Raw genomic sequence first — 15,091 nt, forward strand, 5'->3', positions numbered from 1 at the left:
CCGTGCGTAGTCACCAGACGGCTTTGGCTACTGTCGGTGTCGGCGATACGCATCCACGGGGGTCGGAGGGTACGCGATGCCACGTAAGCCACGCAGCCTCAAAGAGGAGATGGACCGCCTCAGCGCCGAGCTTCGCGAGCGGGGGTCCACCTGGACCGAGATCGCGCGGGAGTTCCAGCGCCGCTACCGGCTCAACTCCCGCCAGGCGTTCCGCGAGGCGCACCGCTACACGCAGGAGCGCGTGGTCGAGGAGTGGAAGGCGCTGTGGCCGTCGGAGCCGTTCAGCGTGCGCAAGCTCGGCTCGTGGGAGGCGTGGCCGAGCGCCAGCGGCAACGAGCCCCCGGTGGCGGGGCTGAACCGGCTGGCGCGGGTCTACGGGTGCCGGGCGTGCGACCTGATCGACGGGGAGGACCACACGGCGTCCGACCAGAACGCGCAGGTCGCCCGCGTGCGGCACTTCCCGTCTCCGCCGAGCCCGGCCGGCCTGGCCTTCGCCGACATCCAGGGCCTGCTCGCGCCTCTGTCTCCGCGCGGTCCGGCGTCTCAAGAAGACCTGCGTGAACGGGAGTATGAGCGTCTCGTCCACGCCTTCACCGATTGGGCAACACAGATGAACCGACGTGACGCTCTCGCGCTGATCGGCGCGGCCGCGACCTCGGCGTACGCCTCGCCGCACCTCGAACGGCCGGACGAGGACGAGTCCCGGCGCCTCGCCATGGCGGGAGCCGACCCGAGCCGCGTGGACGAGGTGACGCTCGGCCACATCCAGGCGGTGCTGCGCCATTCCATGCGCCAGGAGGACACGCTCGGCCCGCACGCCGCGCTGGCCACGGTGCTCGCCCAGCAGCAACTGGTCGTCTCGCTGCTGTCGGCGGGGGTGCCGGAGCACATGCGCGCCAAGACGCTGTCCCTGCTCGCCGACATCCGCCGCTGCACCGCGTGGATGCTGTTCAACCTCAACGACTTCCGCGGGGCCGACCGCCACTACGCGCGGGCCCGCGACGCCGCCCACCAGGCCGACGACGACGCCATGTGCAGCATGGTGCTGGCCAACTGGAGCCAGCTCGCCACCTGGCGCGGCGACCCGCGCCTGGGCGTCGAACACGCGCTCGGGGCCTTCGCGTGGGGGCAGCGGGCGGGCAGCCGGCTGCTGACCGCCTATGCCTGCGACGTCGGCGCCCGCGCCCACGCCGCCGTGGTGCGCCGCTCGGCCCGGGGCGAGCGGCGCAAGGACCACACGCGCTGCCTGCGGTCGCTGGACCAGGCTCAGCGCGAGCTGCACGGCGCCGCGGCCGACGACCCGGGCGCGCGGCTGGTCCCCTTCTTCGGCCAGGGCCAGTACCTGTCCACCAAGGCGGGCTGCCTGCTCGACACCGGCGACCCGTCGCAGGCGCTCCAGGTGGCCGCCACCGCCGCCTCCGGCATCGACCCGGCGTTCGTCCGCAACGCCGCCTACCTTCGGTTGAAGACCGCGCAGGCCCACATGGACCTGCGGGACATCGACGTGGCGTGCGAGCACCTGGCCGAGGCGGCCCGTCTGGCGGGGCGCAACACCTCTCCCCGCCTGGTGCGCTCGGTCGTCGAGACGCGCGAGAAGCTCAGCCCGTGGCACCGCACCCGCAGCGTGGCCGCTCTGGACGAGCGGCTGCACGCCGTCCGGCTCATCGCCTGACCGGTCCGCCGGCCCCGGCCCACACCCCGGGGCGCGTCCGGCCCGCCAGGGCCAGCGCGAGGACGCAGATGATGATCAGGTCCGCGGCCAGCGGGGCGACCCACGGCCGGTAGGTCTCGGCGACCCACTGGGTGAACGGCGTGGGGGTCATGATCCTCGCGGCGCCGGGCAGGTAGATCAGGCTGGTCAGGACGCTTCGGGTCACCAGCAGGCCGTCCAGGCGGCCGGCCGGCATCAGGGCGAGCAGCGGGAACAGCAGCGCGTCGTACCACGGATGCTGCACCGGCGAGGTGAGCAGCCAGCACAGGCACCACGCCAGCGCGGGGCGCGCGGCGTCCAGCCCGGGCGGTCCGTCGGGAAGCCCCCAGCACAGCACCACCCCGATGAGGAGCGCGGCGCCGAGGGCGAGCTGCCCCTCCAGCAGGGACGCCTGCATGCCCAGGCCCAGCGCGTCGGTGACCACCCGCCACGGGTCGGCCAGCGAGTGCGCCCCGATCTTGCCCATCAGGTTGCCCAGCGCCTCGGGTCCCTGGGTCGCGTAGGCGGCGACCAGGGCCGCTCCGGCGCCCATCGCCAGGCACCCGAGGGTGGCGAGCGACCTGCGGGACGCCCAGGCGAGGCCGGCGCCGGCCAGGACGAACGGGGCCTTGACGGCGGCGGCGGCGCCGAGCAGCGCGCCCGCCACCAGGCCGGCGGCCGCCCCGGCCCGCCGCACGGCCAGCAGGGCCCCCAGCAGGAACACCACGCCGAGGCCGTCCACGTGCCCGCCGAGCACGACATGCCAGAGCATCAGCGGGTTGAGGCTCCACAGCAGGTGGACGCGGATCCGCCGCTCGCGGTCGCGCCCGGCCAGCCGGTCCAGCGCGAGCGCCGACAGCAGGAACGCCAGGGCGGTGCCCACCTTGAGCGCCAGCACCGTGCCCGCCATCGTGCCGCCGCCGGCGACGGACGCGGCCGTCTGCGCCCAGGTGGCCAGCGGCCCGTACACCGAGGGGGCGTGCCGCCAGGCGAGCGGGGCGTACCGGCCGACCGGGTCGGCGATCTCGTACAGCCACGCGGGCGTCGTCACGTAGGGGTCGTGGCCGAGTTCGGCGATGCGCCCGTAGACCGCGTAGTTCAGCACGTCGGTGGAGCCGGCGGGCGGCAGGACGGCCAGGACGGCGACGGCCGTGACCGTGCCGAGGGGCAGCACTCCGCGCGGGGGGCGCCATCCACGGCGCAGGGCCCCGAGCGCGACGGCCAGGCCCAGGCCGCCCGCGATGAGGGCCGTCCAGCACAGCCAGAGCACCAGGGCGTCGGAGGGGGCGGCCCGCAGGGACCACGGCGGGCCGTCGCCGCCGACGTCGGGCACCGCCGCGGACGGGCCGAGCAGGGCGATGGCCGCCATGGCGGCGATGGCGAGGCCGAGGAGGACGAGCCCTGCGCCTCCGGCCAGGCGGGCGCGCCGTGGGGGCGCGGCGCCGGGCTCCCGGCCCGTCATCGATGGTCGCGCAACAGCGGGAACCGTCGTCGGCACCGGCCGGCCCTCCCAGGGTAGCTACCACGGTGGTCGCGCCGCCGCGGCGTCCGGGCCGCGTACCGGCGCCGGCGCCTCTCCTGCCCCATGATCGCTCCCCCCGCGACACTCCGGCATCGCCGGCGTCACGGAAGCGGCCGGATCACCGGCGGCTTGGCGCGCTATTTCGCAAGATGCCTACCTTAAGGGTAGATCGCCCCACCCAACGCCGCGCGGCGCCAGGACGCCCCATCCCCCGCCCCGGCGGCCATCCCTAAGGGGACATGGCATCACATATCCCCTACCAAACATGCTTTCCGATAGGGCGCAGATGGCCGGATAAATCGGTTCGGCGCCGCTTATCCGTGAACGTACACCATCACGCTTCCGCGACGGCCAACGGCGGTCGATCCGATATAAGGGGAAATGACCGTCGAGCCCGGGTAAAGGCCCCGGGAATCACCCCTCGCGCGATTCACGCGCGCCATCGCGAGGTCAGGAGAACGACACCAGCGCGCCCCGATCAACGCGTCCGGCCGACGACATCTGACGCGCACCGGATGGTTTCGGCATGACACGCCGGCGCGGTTTCCCCGCGACCACCGAAATCCTCCGAAATGGTGGACTTACTACGGGGAGACCGGCAACGGCCCTTCCGAGGGGGTGGAGCCCGATGGGGAGGAGCCGGGGCCCGGGCGGCGACGGCCGCGGAAGGGGAGGGACAGGCGGCCCACGGTCAGGAACGCCTCGGCCTGCAGCGCGGACAGGCCGATGCGGGGCAGGTCGCGCGCCGTCGGGTACACCAGGAACCGCGGCTCCCAGAAGGGCCGGAACTTGGCGTTGAACCTGTACAGCGACTCGATCTGGAACCAGCGCGACAGGAAGACCAGGACTCCGCGCCAGGCCCGCATCACCGGCCCCGCGCCGAGCCGCTCGCCCCTTGCCAGCGCCGAGCGGAACATGGCGAAGTTGAGCGAGACCCGGGTCACGCCGAGGGACGGCGCGGCCTGCAGGGTCTTGACGATCAGCAGCTCGTTGAGGCCGGGGTCGGCGTCGCGGTCGCGTCGCATCAGGTCCAGGGAGATGCCGGCCCGGCCCCACGGGACGAAGTGCAGCACGGCGCGGATGTCGCCGCCGGGCGAGACCTTGCCGTCCTCGCCGGGCTTGTGCGCGGTGACCACGACGCACGCGTCGTCGGCCGGGTCGCCGAACCGGCCGAGGGCCATGGAGAACCCGCGCTCGCTCTCGGTGCCCCGCCAGGACCCGGCCGCGGCGCGGATCTGCTCCCGTTCCTGCTCGCTGAGGTCGCCCACCCGCCTGACCATGCAGGTGTACCCGGCCCGCTCGGTGCGGTTGACCATCTGGCGGACGTTGCGCATCGCGCGCCCTTCCAGGCTGAACCCGGCCACGTCCACGATCGCCTCGTCACCGATCTCCAGGGCGCACAGCCCGGCCACCCTGGTCCAGATCTCGCCGCCCGTCTCGCTGCACCCGACGACGGCGGGGACCCAGGCGTGCCGCCGGACCTCCTCCATGAACCGCCGGATCGCCCCGGGCCACGCCTCGGGGTCGCCGATGGGGTCGCCGCTGGCCAGCATGACCCCGGAGACCACGCGGTAGGCGATCACCGCCTTGCCGGACGGCGAGAACACCACGCTCTTGTCGCGCCGCAGCGCGAAGTAGCCGAGGGAGTCGTGGCGGCCGTGCCGGTCGAGCAGCGCGCGGACCCGCCGCTCGTCCTCGCCGCTCAGCGCCGCCGCCGGCCGTTCGGGACGCAGGGCGAGGTAGAGGGTGGTGATCGCGGTGAGCGCGCCGAGGCCGGCCAGTGAGTAGTACACCAGGTCGGCGGTACCGTCGAGGGAGTACTCGACCGGCCCCTGCATGCCCACCAGGCCGAGCAGGACGTGCTGGACGCGTTCGCCGGCGGAGGGGTCGCCGACGATGGTGGCCGGGTGAACGCTCACGACCACCCAGCCGATGCCGAGGTCGAGGACGCCGAGGGCCAGGAAGTTCCACAAAGCCCGCCAGCGTGAGCGCGGATCGGGCAGGGCATGGAACTCACCGCGATTGAGCAGGAGCACGACGAACAGCCCGAGGCTGATGGCGGCGGTGGTGGAGTGCCGCCAGCGCAGCGCCTCGACCACGGCGCCGAGAGGGAGGAGCAGGACCACCGCGCGCCAGGCCCGCACCTTCCGGCGGCGCAGCGCGTGGGCGAGCATGACCAGCAGCACGCCCACCAGGAGCGAGGCCGCCGCCGCCAGAGTGGTGGCCGTTCCGGGGAACACGTCGGCGATGAGGATCACGCGACTGCGGCGGAAATGGGGGATGACGCCGCGGACGATATCGAGTATTCCGATGAAAAGTGCGGCATATCCCGCCGCGGCCGGAACCCACGACCGCGAGAAGAGCATTCGCGAAAGGCGTGTCCGTTCGTTCACATCACGACACACTAGAGGGTGGGGTCCGTGCTTCGAGTGTCTGAGAGGTGATACATGCTTACCTTGGCCTTATTTCGGTTGGGTAACTTTCACGTGGGCACCACCATGAAAGACGTGGGTGGCGGGACCAGGACCAGGGGAGATAAAGATTGGGACTCACAGCGCTGAAGCTGGAGCTTCTGATGTGCCTGCTCGCCGTCGCGGGTCTGGTCACGTCGGCCTGGTGGGTATGGCCGCGCCTGAGCGTCCGCACCTGGCCGGCCGTCATCGGGCGCGTCGCGGTGCTCCTGGGGAACCAGGTCCTCATCCTCGTCGCCCTCGCGCTCGCCCTGAACAACTACTTCGGCTTCTACGGCAGTTGGAGCGACCTGCTCGGCGCGGACGACGGCGTCGCCGCGCCCATCGTCAGCGACGCGGGCGATCCCGGGCAGGCCGGGCGCCAGATCGGCGGCGTGCAGGTCGTGCGCACCGCGCGGGTGCCGCCCATCGAGGGGCACAAGGGCCACCCCGGCGGGCGCCTGGAGCAGGTCGTGATCTCCGGCGGCGCCTCCGGCCTGAGCGCCCCCGCGTACGTCTACCTTCCGCCGCAGTACTTCGAGAAGAAGCACGTCCACACCCGCTTCCCGGTGATCGTGGCCCTGACCGGCTACCCGGGGGACGCGCGCAACCTGCTCACCCGCATGAACATGCCCGCCGTCGCGGCCATGGCCATCGAGCGGCACGAGATGGCGCCCACCGTGCTGGTGCTCATGCGGCCGACGGTCGCGCCGCCCCGCGACACCGAGTGCATGGACGTGCCCGGCGGGCCGAAGGTCGAGACGTACTTCGCCCAGGACGTGCGCGAGTCCATGGCCGGCGCGTTCCGCGTGGGCACCGACGCCGCGAGCTGGGGCATCATGGGCACCTCCACCGGCGGATTCTGCGCGCTGAAGATCAGCATGCGCCATCCCGAGGCGTACTCCGCCGTGGCGTCCCTGTCGGGCTATTTCCGGGCGCCGACCGACGCCACGACGGGCGACCTGTTCGGCGGCGACCGCAGGCTGCAGAACGAGAACGACCTGATGTGGCGCCTGGCCAACCTGCCGCCTCCGCCGATCACCGCGCTGGTGACCACCAGCGAGCTGGGCGAGTCGAACTACCGGCCGACGCTGGACTTCCTCGCGGCCGTCCGCCCGCCGATGCGGGCCTCCTCGCTGATCCTGCCGAGCGGCGGGCACAACTTCAACACCTGGAACCGCGAACTGCCGCAGGCGCTCCCCTGGCTGGCCCAGCAGCTGCACCATCCGGCCGAAGGCCACGGCGGCGCCACCCCGACACCCCGCTCCTGAGCGGGCCGCTCAGGAGCGGGTCTCGACGCCCACCCACTGGGAGGGCGTGATGAACAGGCCGGTGGCCTCCACCAGCGCCGTGCCGTCCGGCAGGGCGATCAGGCCCTCGGCCCAGGTCTTGCGGCCCTCGCCGCGCGAGACGGCCGCGGTGGCCACCAGCGGCGCGCCGTAGGGCACCGGGCGGCGGTACCTCAGGCTGAGGGTGCCGGTCATGGCCGCCTTGCCGGCGGCGGCGACGGCCGATCCGAGCAGGTGGTCCAGCACCATGGCGCTCACGCCGCCGTGCACGAAGCCGGGCGGGCCCTCGTGGGAGGGGCGGAAGGCGAGGCCGGCCCGGACGCCCCCGCCCGCGTCCGGCTCGACGACCAGCGGGAGCGCGTGCGGGTTGCAGTCGCCGACGACGGCGTTGCCGAGGTGGCGGTACCGGCCGCCGGGCCCGAACTCGGGCGGCAGCGGGGTCTCGCGCCGCGCCGTGCCGAGCCGTTCGGTCAGCGCCACCAGCTCGGCGGTCACGGCGGTCAGCTCGGCCTGCGGCACCTCGGTCAGCGTGACGGCGTCGGCGAGGTCGCGGACCTGCTGGGCGAGCACGGCGAGAGCCGCGAGGCGGGCCTCGCCGTCGGACTCCTGGGACGTGGCGAGCTCGGGCATCATGCGCCGATTGTAAGCCGGGGACCAAAACGGCGTTCGGTTCTGACCGTTTTAGTCAAGTTTGGGGAAAGAAATCCCGTTCGAGGAATGATCCGCCGCGAACCCGGCCGCGGTCGCGAAGCCCGGCGGGCACGGGGTTTCCGGTGCGCCGACCGCCTCGCGCGCCGCCACCCCGGGCGCTGTTGACCCCCTTTTGACCTGCGCTTTTCCTGGCTAACGTCCTGCCACACGGACATGACCGGCGCCCCCCGCGCCGGCCCCGCACCCGACCGAAACCGGCGTCCCCAGCGCCGGCCCCGCACTCGACCGAAACCGGCGTCCCCAGCGCCGGTCCACCACCTGTTCGACACCGGCGTCCCCAGCGCCGGTCGCACCAAAGCGGAAGGGCTCCCACTTCCTATGTCGCCTGAACTGCAGAAGCTCATCGACCTGCTCCAGACCCAGCTCGGCTACAGCGAACAAGCGGGCGGATACACCAAGTACGGAGACTGGTACGGCAAGAACGTCGAGTTCGACTCCGACTACTCCGCGCAGCCCTGGTGCGACATGTTCCTGTCGTGGGCGGCGCACCGGCTCGGCTACGAGAAGTGGTTCGGCCAGTTCGCCTACACCCCCGCCCACGCCGAATGGTTCGCCGACCAGGGGGCGTGGGGCACCACACCCAAGCCCGGCGCGGTCGTGTTCTTCGACTGGGGCGGCTCGCACGTCATCGACAACATCGACCACGTCGGCATCGTCACCTCGGTGGACGGCGACACCATCCACACCATCGAGGGCAACATCGACGGGCAGTACGCCAAGGCCAAGGTCAGGGACCAGACCTACGTCGCCGGCTACGGCTACCCCGACAAGGTCAAGGCCCAGCAGGACGCGCGGGTGCCGGCCGGCAAGCCCTCCCCGGTCGCCACCCCCGCCCTGAAGAACACCGCGGCGGAGTTCCCGATGCCGGCCGCCATGGTGGGCGTGCCCGGCGCGGCGGGCGGCGCCGCCGGGCAGCCCGCCGCCGGCGCCGGCGCCCTGGTGCTCCCCGTGCTCATCGCCGTCCTGGCCCTGATCGTGTGCCTGAAGACACGGCGGGCGGCCGTCCGCCTCGCCGCCTCCGCGCGCCGGTCGGCCTCCCCCTCCCCCTCCGCCGCCGACCCCCGGGAGTAGCGGGTGCCATCCTCTTTGACGGTCTTTAGCGCCGGTTGACCACGCTCCGCGATCGATCGCGCGTACCCGTGTTACCGTGCGCGTGAGCCTTGATCGTGAAGCGACGGGCTCGCCACTCCTCCCGGCCACCGCCCCGGTTTCGCGTTGGGAGATCTCGTTGCGCAGAACACCGTTCGTCCTCGCGCCCGGCACCGGCCCGACCACCGGGGCCGGCGCCCGCACCGGCGCCGTCGGCCGGTCGGCGGCCTGACGGCGGACCACCCGAACCGTGCCGCGCCGTCTCCTCATCCTGGGACCACTGGTGGTCGGGGTGCTCGCCCTGACCGCCCTGCCGCCGTCCACGGCCTGGTCGGCCGCCCCCCTGCCGTCCCCCGCCGCCATCCGCCGCGACCCCGCCCGCCCGGGCCCCGGGCGCGTACGGATCCGCCGGGAGGACGGGCCGCCCGCCGCCCACCGGCCGGTCGGGCAGGGTGACCCGCCGCCCTCGGACTTCACCATCGACACCATCACCGCGCAGCGGTCGATCACCGGCGAGCCCGCCCTGTACGCCCAGGTGCACAACACCGGCGGCCGGGCGCTGGACCTCAGCGGCACGCTCAAGCTCACCAGCGTGGCGAACGCCATGACCGCCGGCCCGTTCCCGGTCAAGGGCGGCACCATCCTGGCGCCCGGGGATTCCGGCGCCATCACGGTGACGCTGAACAGACGGGTGCCCGACGGCCCCTGGGTGGCCCGCGTCACCTTGCGGAGCGGCCCGACCGAGCGGACGGCCCGGGCCACCGTCACCTTCCCCCTGCCGGGCGGCACCGCCGCGCCCGTCATGGCCGAGACGAACTCACGCGTCCCGGCGTTGCTCGTCGCCGCCGTCGCCTTCGCGGCACTGGCGGCCCTCGGCGTCGCCCTCCTGCTCTGGCAACGCCGCCCTCACCCGCCGGCGTGGAGCCGGGGTGTCAGGAGATCCGGCCGACGTGGGCGAGGGCCTGTTTGAGCAGCACACCCTGGCCGCCGGGCATCTCCTGCTGCACCATCGGCGAGCCGGCCTCCTCGGGGGTGAACCAGACCAGGTCCAGGGCGTCCTGACGGGGCCGGCAGTCACCGGCCACCGGGACGATGTAGGCCAGCGACACCGCGTGCTGCCGGGGGTCGTGGTAGGGCGTGACGCCGGGCGTCGGGAAGTACTCGGCGATGGTGAACGGCTGCGGCGAGGAGGGGATGCGCGGCAGCGCCACCGGCCCGAGGTCCTTCTCCAGGTGGCGCAGCAGGGCGTCGCGGACCCGCTCGTGGTGCAGCACCCGCCCGGAGACCAGGGCCCGGCTGACCGTCCCGTCCGCGGAGATGCGCAGCAGCAGGCCGACGTGGGTGACCACGCCGGTGTCGTCGACCCGCACGGGCACCGCGTCGACGTAGAGGATCGGCATCCGCCCCCGCACCGACTCCAGCTCCTCCGGAGCAAGCCACCCAGGTGCGGTTTCGGTCTGTTCGGTCATCTCTTGATCGTACTTCCCCGCCCAGCCGCACCGGATCCCGCCATTCCGGTGACCGGCCCCCACAATCCTGAAATGTGCCGCAAGACACCAGAAGGGAGCCGTTCAGGTGTCCAGGCCGAGCAGGCGGGCGGCGTTCAGTTTGAGGATCTTGGGACGGACCTCGTCCTTGATCGGCAGCTTGTCGAAGTCGGCCAGCCACCGGTCAGGGGAGATGAGCGGAAAGTCCGAGCCGAACAGCACCTTGTCCTTCAGCAGCGTGTTGGCGTACTGCACGAGCTGCGGCGGGAAGTACTTGGGCGACCAGCCGGACAGGTCGATGTACACCTGCGGCTTGTGCGTGGCCACGGCCAGCGCCTCGTCCTGCCAGGGGAAGGACGGATGGGCCAGGATGATCGGCAGGTCGGGGAAGTCGACGGCGACGTCGTCCACGAACATCGGGTCGGAGTACTTCAGCCGCACTCCCCCGCCGCCGCGCACCCCGGCGCCGATGCCGGTCTGGCCGGTGTGGAACAGCGCGGGCACCCGCAGTTCCTCCAGCACCTCGTACAGGCCGTAGGCCATCCGGTCGTTGGGGAAGAACGCCTGAAGGTTCGGGTGGAACTTGAACCCGCGCACGCCGTACTCCTCGACCAGCCGCCGGGCCTGGCGGACCGCGGCCCTGCCCTTCCACGGGTCGAGGCCGGCGAACGGGATCAGCACGTCGGCGTTGTCGGCGCACGCCTGGGCGATCTCCTCGTTGGGCACCGGAGGGTGCCCGGTCGCGGTCTCGGCGTCCACGGTGAACACCACGGCCGCCATGTCGCGCTCCCGGTAGTAGGCGGCCATCTCGCGCACGGTCGGCCGGTGCTGCCCGGCCAGCTTGAAGTAGTCGTCCGCGCCGGCCTTCAGCTCTCCCGAGAGCGACTCGGCGCCGTGCTCGGAGACCTCGGCATGGGTGTGCACGTCGATCGCGACGAGGCTGTCGATGTTCATTCAGGCGTCTCCCCCGTGGTCGGTCAGGGCTGGTCGCGGGCGATCGGTTCGGGCGCCTCGCGCGTGGCTCGCCCGGGCGCGGTCCGTGTGGCGCGCTCGGGCGCGGTCCGCGCGGGTCATCCGGACGCGGTCCGCGGGGCTCATTCGGGCGCCTCTCGCGCGAGGCCGCCGGCCGACCCGTACAGCGCGCGGAGCCGGGCCTTGAGCACCTTGCCGGCGCCGTTGCGCGGCAGGACGGGCAGCAGCTCCACGTGTTTGGGGATCTTGTAGGACGCGAGCCGCCCGGACAGGTGGGCCAGCAGGTCGCCGGGCGCGGCCACGGCGCCGGGCCGCAGGACGACCAGGGCCTTGCCCACCTCGCCCCACCGGTCGTCGGGCACCCCGATGACCGCGCACTCGGCGACGGCGGGATGCCCGTACAGCACGCTCTCGACCTCGGCCGGGTAGATGTTCTCACCGCCGGAGATGATCATGTCCTTGACCCGGTCGACGATGCGGACGTAGCCGTCCTCGTCGGCGACGGCGATGTCGCCCGAGTGGAACCACCCCTCCGGCGACACCACCGCGGCGGTGTCCTCCGGACGCCCCCAGTATCCCGTCATGACGTTCGGCCCCCGCACGACCACCTCGCCCGGCTCGCCGGGCGCTGCCTGCTCGCCGTCGGCGCGCACCAGGCGGACGTCGGAGAAGAAGCACGGCACGCCGGCCGTGCCCGCCTTGCGCACCGACTGCTCCGCCGCCAGGAACAGCGCGCCCGGCGAGGTCTCGGTCATCCCGTACCCCTGCAGGAAGGTCAGCCCGCGCTCCTGGTAGGTGCGGATGAGCGGCTCGGGCACCGGCGCGCCGCCGCACAGCAGGTTGCGCAGGCTGGACAGGTCGGCGCCCTCCCACCTGGGCGACTGGGCGAGGAAGGCGAACATGGCCGGGACGCCGAACATGAGCGTGATCCGCTCGCGCTCGACCAGGTCGAAGGTCTGGTCGACGTCGAACGACGGGACCAGGACGGCCGTGCCGCCCTTGAGCACGGTGGGCACGAGCGTCTGGGCGAGCGCGGCGATGTGGAACAGCGGCGCGCTGATCAGCGTCACCTCGTCATGGGTCAGCTCGACGTCCACGAGCAGGTTGAAGGTGTTCCAGACGAGGTTGCCGTGGCTCAGCGTCGCGCCCTTGGGCCGCCCGGTCGTGCCGGAGGTGTACATGATCAGGCAGGGCTCGTCCAGGCCCACCGGCTCGTCGGCCGGCGCGGGGCCGGCGGCGGCCAGCAGCTCCTCGTACTCTCCCGCCACCGCCACCCGGCGGGCCACCGGCAGCGCGGCGCCGGCCTCCTCCTGACCGGGACCGCACACCAGCACGGCCACCCCGGCGTCGGCCACGATGTAGGAGAGCTCCGGCGCGGTCAGCCGCGTGTTCAGCGGGACGAACACCGCACCGGCGGCGCCGGCCGCGAAGAAGGTCTCGACGAAGGCGGGATGGTTGGGCCCGAGGTAGGCGACCCGATCGCCGTGCCGCACGCCCAGCGACCGCAGGGCGCCGGCCAGCCGGTCGACGCGCTCGAGCAGCTCGCCGTAGGTCCACGACCGCCCGTCGTGGCGCAGCGCGACCTTCGCCGGAGTCATGCGCGCCCGCCGCGCCGGCCACGACCCCAACCCCTCGTTCCGCATGGCGCCGCTCCCTGACGGTCGGGTGTGATCTCCGCTCGAATTTACAACAAAGAGGACAATTCGATCTTGGACAGAACGCGGTTCGCCGAGCACATCAGGCCGCGGGCGGCTCATACGCACAGCGACGCCCCCCGCCTGCCGGCGGGGTGGCGTCCCTGTTCCTGGCGTCCCTTCCTTCTTACGTCGTCTCCTTCTCACCTCCCTTCCGACCGGGAGGGTTCACCGCGCCGTGAATGTTCAGGTCGCGCTGCAGGTCAGTGCGGGGGTGGCCGCCGTGCCGTTGGCGGTGAAGCCGAAGTCGGTGGTGGCTCCGGCGGCGAGCTTGCCGTTCCAGCTCTCGTTGCCCACCGAGACGTCGGCGCCGGAACCGGAGCGCAGGCCTCCCCACAGCTGACTGATCGACTGGGATCCCGGCCAGCTCCAGCTCACCGTCCACCCATTGATCGCGCCGTCGCCGGCCCGCACCGTGACCGACGACTGGAAGCCGCCGCCCCAGGAGTTCACCGTCGTGATCGTCGCCGTGCAACCGCCCGGCACCGGAGTCGGGGTCGGGGTCGGCGTGGGAGTCGGGGTCGGCGTGGGCGTAGGAGTCGGGGTCGGTGTGGGCGTAGGAGTCGGAGTCGGCGTGGGGGTCGGAGTCGGCGTGGGGGTCGGAGTCGGGGTGGGGGTGGGAGTGGGAGTCGGGGTGGGGGTGGGAGTCGGCGTCGGGCCGGGGCCGCCGATCACGACGGTGGTGAGTGCGCGGGGCCTGAGGGTGACCGTTCCGCCCGCCGTCGAGGTGGGGGTGAGCGAGTTGGCGTTGTCGGTGACGTAGGCGGTGGCGTTCCCCTCCACGCCCTGCCAGGTCACGGCCGCGGTGCCGGTGTTGAGAACCTCGACGACCTTCGTGCCGTCGGAGTTGCGATAGGCCGACACCTTCAGGGCCGAATTGGTGGTCGAGGCGTCGAGCCGGACGGCGCCCGGCCGGATGAACCGGCTGTAGGCGGCCATCGCCCAATATCGCTTGGAGACGCGATAGGTCTTCGCGGCCGTGTCTATCTGGAACAGCGCCGCGGTGTTCCCCTTCGATCCCCCCAGCCAGAAGAGGTAACCGCTCGCGTTGCCGCTGGTGAGCGACTGGTGGATGTGCTGGGCGACGGTGAAGCCGTCGACGCCGCCGTTGTCCCAGCCCTCGTTCCAGCTGGTCGCCGAAGGAGCCCACTCCGACATCCAGACGGGCTTGCTCGTGGGTTGCGCGCTGGTGGGCGAGCTGGCGTAGGAGTGGGCCGAGTACGTCGAGATCCAGCGCCGGGCCTCGGAGTCGGCCTCGATGGCGCTGGTGTAGGACTTGCCCTGGTCCCACCCGTAGGAGTCGCAGCAGAGGAGTTTCACGTCCCCGGCGATCGGGCCGAGGGCCTTCACCATCGCGACCGCCTGGGCGGGGGTGAAGCGCATCGACTCATAGGGCGCCGTGTAGTCGGGCTCGTTGGTGAACCCCAGATCCGTGATCTTGACGCCTTCTTGCGCGTAGAACTTCGTGTACTGCATCAGATAGCGGGCGTAGGCCGCTCGCCACTCCGGCTTGAGGGTGCCGCCGTTGTCCTGGCTCCCGTTGTCCTTCATGTACCCGGGTGCGCTCCAGGCGTCGGCGTAGAACCGCTTCACACCGTACGACTGGGCGGCCTTGGCCACCCAGACCTGGGCGCCGTCGTCACCGTCCCACACGTACTTCGGCGGCGCGTCCGGACCACCCGGATTCTGGGGCTGGATGGAGATCATCTTGTCGTACGGGCTTCCCAGCGGCGACGCGCCGATGCCCAGGCGCAGGATGCTGAGCCCCGCCCCGGTGGTGCGGTCGAACCACAGGCGGAAGATGTCGTTCTGCTGCGCCGACGTGAGGTCGCGGAGCAGTTCTCCCCGCCGGAACGCCGTCGAGACGCCGAAACCGTCGATCTGCTGGCGCTGGACGCCATCCGACACGGTGATGACACCGGCGGCGGCGGCGGAAGTCGCGGCCTGTACGGCCATCAGTGACGTACCTAATAGAGCGGTCGCTACGACGATCCGTATCACGGACTCTCCAATCGTTCATCTCAGACGGGTTACAGGGCCTGGGCGGTCGCCCCGACCTCCGCCGCAGGGCGCCGCCGTGGTGATCGTGACGGTCACCGGCCTGCCATCCGCCAGGGAGGTCAGGGGATGACACGTTCACGGCGCGCGGCGAAGAGAATCCGCTCCGCTCAAGCGAGGCGCCGGCAC

General features: G+C 72.3%; 11 protein-coding genes. 4 read left to right on the forward strand and 7 right to left on the reverse strand.

Features of this window, described 5'->3' with window-relative positions; all coding sequences use genetic code 11:
* Positions 1 to 76 precede the first annotated feature (76 nt).
* Complete coding sequence (locus tag ACFQSB_RS02455; RefSeq protein WP_380824002.1) at positions 77 to 1,672, forward strand: hypothetical protein; 1,596 nt, start codon at positions 77 to 79, stop codon at positions 1,670 to 1,672.
* Here the strand turns inward: ACFQSB_RS02455 and mptB are convergent.
* Complete coding sequence (gene mptB / locus ACFQSB_RS02460) at positions 1,662 to 3,152, reverse strand: polyprenol phosphomannose-dependent alpha 1,6 mannosyltransferase MptB (RefSeq protein WP_380824003.1); 1,491 nt, start codon at positions 3,150 to 3,152, stop codon at positions 1,662 to 1,664. The two genes, ACFQSB_RS02455 and mptB, sit on opposite strands and share 11 nt — an antisense overlap.
* 644 nt (positions 3,153 to 3,796) lie before the next feature.
* Entirely contained in the window at positions 3,797 to 5,578 is a 1,782-nt protein-coding gene (locus ACFQSB_RS02465; RefSeq protein ID WP_380824053.1) for a phosphatidylglycerol lysyltransferase domain-containing protein, read from the reverse strand.
* Positions 5,579 to 5,754: 176 nt separating this feature from the next.
* On the opposite strand from ACFQSB_RS02465, the gene ACFQSB_RS02470 reads away from it, so the two are divergent.
* Positions 5,755 to 6,933, forward strand: coding sequence for an alpha/beta hydrolase (locus tag ACFQSB_RS02470; RefSeq protein ID WP_354915699.1), 1,179 nt, complete (start codon positions 5,755 to 5,757; stop codon positions 6,931 to 6,933).
* Between the two features lie 9 nt (positions 6,934 to 6,942).
* On the opposite strand, the gene ACFQSB_RS02475 is transcribed toward ACFQSB_RS02470, so the two are convergent.
* A complete protein-coding gene (locus tag ACFQSB_RS02475; protein WP_380824004.1) occupies positions 6,943 to 7,584 on the reverse strand; it encodes a PaaI family thioesterase in 642 nt (213 codons plus the stop codon).
* A 396-nt stretch (positions 7,585 to 7,980) separates the two neighbouring features.
* On the opposite strand from ACFQSB_RS02475, the gene ACFQSB_RS02480 reads away from it, so the two are divergent.
* Entirely contained in the window at positions 7,981 to 8,733 is a 753-nt protein-coding gene (locus tag ACFQSB_RS02480) for a CHAP domain-containing protein (RefSeq protein WP_380824005.1), read from the forward strand.
* 268 nt (positions 8,734 to 9,001) lie between these two features.
* Complete coding sequence (locus tag ACFQSB_RS02485; RefSeq protein WP_380824006.1) at positions 9,002 to 9,721, forward strand: hypothetical protein; 720 nt, start codon at positions 9,002 to 9,004, stop codon at positions 9,719 to 9,721.
* On the opposite strand, the gene ACFQSB_RS02490 is transcribed toward ACFQSB_RS02485, so the two are convergent.
* The 4 genes from ACFQSB_RS02490 to ACFQSB_RS02505 form a co-directional block, all read right to left on the reverse strand.
* Positions 9,684 to 10,220, reverse strand: a complete 537-nt coding sequence (locus ACFQSB_RS02490; RefSeq protein WP_380824007.1) for an NUDIX hydrolase family protein — start codon at positions 10,218 to 10,220, stop codon at positions 9,684 to 9,686. The two genes, ACFQSB_RS02485 and ACFQSB_RS02490, sit on opposite strands and share 38 nt — an antisense overlap.
* 102 nt (positions 10,221 to 10,322) lie before the next feature.
* Positions 10,323 to 11,192 (reverse strand): amidohydrolase family protein, encoded by an 870-nt coding sequence (locus ACFQSB_RS02495; RefSeq protein ID WP_354835349.1) that lies wholly within the window; start codon positions 11,190 to 11,192, stop codon positions 10,323 to 10,325.
* A gap of 140 nt (positions 11,193 to 11,332) precedes the next feature.
* A complete protein-coding gene (locus ACFQSB_RS02500) occupies positions 11,333 to 12,853 on the reverse strand; it encodes an acyl-CoA synthetase (protein WP_380824008.1) in 1,521 nt (506 codons plus the stop codon).
* 237 nt (positions 12,854 to 13,090) lie between these two features.
* Positions 13,091 to 14,905, reverse strand: a complete 1,815-nt coding sequence (locus ACFQSB_RS02505) for a cellulose binding domain-containing protein (protein WP_380824009.1) — start codon at positions 14,903 to 14,905, stop codon at positions 13,091 to 13,093.
* Between the last annotated feature and the right edge of the window lie 186 nt (positions 14,906 to 15,091).

Origin of the sequence: Sphaerisporangium rhizosphaerae (assembly GCF_042665155.1) — a bacterium.
Lineage (GTDB): Bacteria > Actinomycetota > Actinomycetes > Streptosporangiales > Streptosporangiaceae > Sphaerisporangium > Sphaerisporangium rhizosphaerae.

Excerpts from the sequence above, each read along its gene's own strand:
- ACFQSB_RS02465 (WP_380824053.1), bottom strand. The coding sequence starts at position 5,578 with ATGCTCTTCTCGCGGTCGTGGGTTCCGGCCGCGGCGGGATATGCCGCA.
- ACFQSB_RS02500 (WP_380824008.1), bottom strand. The coding sequence starts at position 12,853 with ATGCGGAACGAGGGGTTGGGGTCGTGGCCGGCGCGGCGGGCGCGCATG.
- ACFQSB_RS02495 (WP_354835349.1), bottom strand. The coding sequence starts at position 11,192 with ATGAACATCGACAGCCTCGTCGCGATCGACGTGCACACCCATGCCGAG.
- ACFQSB_RS02455 (WP_380824002.1), top strand. The coding sequence starts at position 77 with ATGCCACGTAAGCCACGCAGCCTCAAAGAGGAGATGGACCGCCTCAGC.
- ACFQSB_RS02480 (WP_380824005.1), top strand. The coding sequence starts at position 7,981 with ATGTCGCCTGAACTGCAGAAGCTCATCGACCTGCTCCAGACCCAGCTC.
- ACFQSB_RS02490 (WP_380824007.1), bottom strand. The coding sequence starts at position 10,220 with ATGACCGAACAGACCGAAACCGCACCTGGGTGGCTTGCTCCGGAGGAG.
- ACFQSB_RS02475 (WP_380824004.1), bottom strand. The coding sequence starts at position 7,584 with ATGATGCCCGAGCTCGCCACGTCCCAGGAGTCCGACGGCGAGGCCCGC.
- mptB (WP_380824003.1), bottom strand. The coding sequence starts at position 3,152 with ATGACGGGCCGGGAGCCCGGCGCCGCGCCCCCACGGCGCGCCCGCCTG.